3 protein-coding genes are annotated in these 1,507 nt (G+C 44.9%); 1 reads left to right on the plus strand and 2 read right to left on the minus strand.

The window, feature by feature from the left end; genetic code table 11:
* Together PAT3040_RS09785 and PAT3040_RS09790 are read right to left on the minus strand one after the other, a co-directional pair.
* Positions 1-238 (minus strand): Ku protein (locus PAT3040_RS09785; protein WP_305778774.1); only part of this gene is annotated, 238 nt, incomplete at its 3' end.
* An 84-nt stretch (positions 239-322) separates the two neighbouring features.
* Positions 323-988 carry an SOS response-associated peptidase gene (locus PAT3040_RS09790; protein WP_108992475.1) on the minus strand — a complete coding sequence of 222 codons (666 nt, stop codon included), beginning with the start codon at positions 986-988 and terminating at the stop codon, positions 323-325.
* 329 nt (positions 989-1,317) lie between these two features.
* On the opposite strand from PAT3040_RS09790, the gene PAT3040_RS09800 reads away from it, so the two are divergent.
* Positions 1,318-1,507, plus strand: a 190-nt coding sequence (locus PAT3040_RS09800) for a Y-family DNA polymerase (RefSeq protein WP_444980819.1), incomplete at its 3' end; no start/stop codon positions are given.

Raw genomic sequence — 1,507 nt, forward strand, 5'->3', positions numbered from 1 at the left:
CGATCTCCTCGTCGCTGAAGAGGACGAATTTACTTCTCTCGTACTCATAGCCTTTAACGATATCAGCCTGATCGACCTGGACGTCGCATCGTGAGCAGTATTTATTATGCGATATTGGAGTGCTACAGTCTTTGTGTAGTGTTCGAAAATGGATGTCGTTGTCAGATGTAGCGGAATGCATTTTGACGGGAATATGGACCAATCCAAAGCTGATCGCACCTTTCCATACTGTGTGCATGTGTAATTCCTCCCAGCTGTCGTTGCCTTATGTTGTGCTTTTTTAGGAGGTATTAAACATATTGGAGCGTATAAAGGTGATGGATTAATTACGTTTTATTAATTCGTCTGAGTTGTTTTTAACATTTCCAACAGCTGAGCTGACTGGATAGGCTTCCAATTCTTCATCCGGATACGGTTGCATCAGTTCAGTGAGGTCGGCGGTGGGCGTTTCTTTATTCAGCCAGGTTGCTTCTGCGCGGTGGGGCAGAATGACAGGCATTCGGTCGTGAATGTTGGCCATCAGTTTGTTTGGAGTCGTAGTGATAATTGTGCAAGTGCTGACCTTGTTTCCCTCTGGCGATATCCATGTTTCATAAAGACCAGCAAAACTGAAGAGTTCAACGTCCTTGAGTACGATCCGATACGGCTGCTTACTTCCGTCCGGACGTCGCTGCCACTCATAAAAACCGTCTGCAGGGATCAAGCAGCGTTTGCGTTGAAAAGCTGTTCTGAATGCCGGCTTGTCCACAACAGTTTCTGCGCGTGCATTGATCATCTTAAAGCCTTCTTTTTCTGTCTTAGACCAAGTCGGTACTAATCCCCATTTGAGCTGTCCGATCTGGTTCTTTGAGCCATCGTTTATGACAGCTAAAACCATTTGAGTCGGCGCGATGTTATAACGCGGCGCAAACGGCTCCGGTAGATTTTCAATCAAGTAATGATCCATCAATTCTTCAATAGACACCACCAACGTATACCTTCCACACATGAAAATGGCCCCCAGTCGTATATCCATATGGCTATTTTAACCATAATAATTCCTTCGGATGCCCCTGTATATATTTACCCTTGCATAAAGAACGTATGTTCGGTATATAATATAAGAACAAACGTTCGAAAGGTCGGGATATAGGGTGGATAAATATATTGGGCATCGAGTCGAAATTATTTATCTCAATAGGCAGCAGAAGTTCAGTCAGCGGACAATCCGATTAGTCAGCGTTAAAGTAAAAATGGTTTTTGCATTTGATGAATTAAGCGGGAAGCCAAGGTCATTTAGTATTGATCGCATCATGGCCGTCAAACGGGTAAACAGATATGTCTCGTGAACGTTCCATATTGTTGGTCGACGGACAATCCTTTTATGCTTCAGTCGAAAAAGCTGCTTACCCTGAGTATAAGGATAAGCCGGTAGCTGTAGCCGACCCGGAGCGCCGTAGCGGGATTATATTAGCAGCATGCCCAATTGCTAAAGCTCAGGGCGTAACAACGGCGAGCAGGGTGTTCG

Source organism: Paenibacillus agaridevorans, from assembly GCF_003112455.1.
GTDB classification, from domain to species: domain Bacteria; phylum Bacillota; class Bacilli; order Paenibacillales; family Paenibacillaceae; genus Pristimantibacillus; species Pristimantibacillus agaridevorans.

What these genes read in the sequence shown, in the direction of transcription:
- PAT3040_RS09790 (WP_108992475.1), bottom strand. Translation starts at nt 988, where the DNA reads ATGTGTGGAAGGTATACGTTGGTGGTGTCTATTGAAGAATTGATGGAT.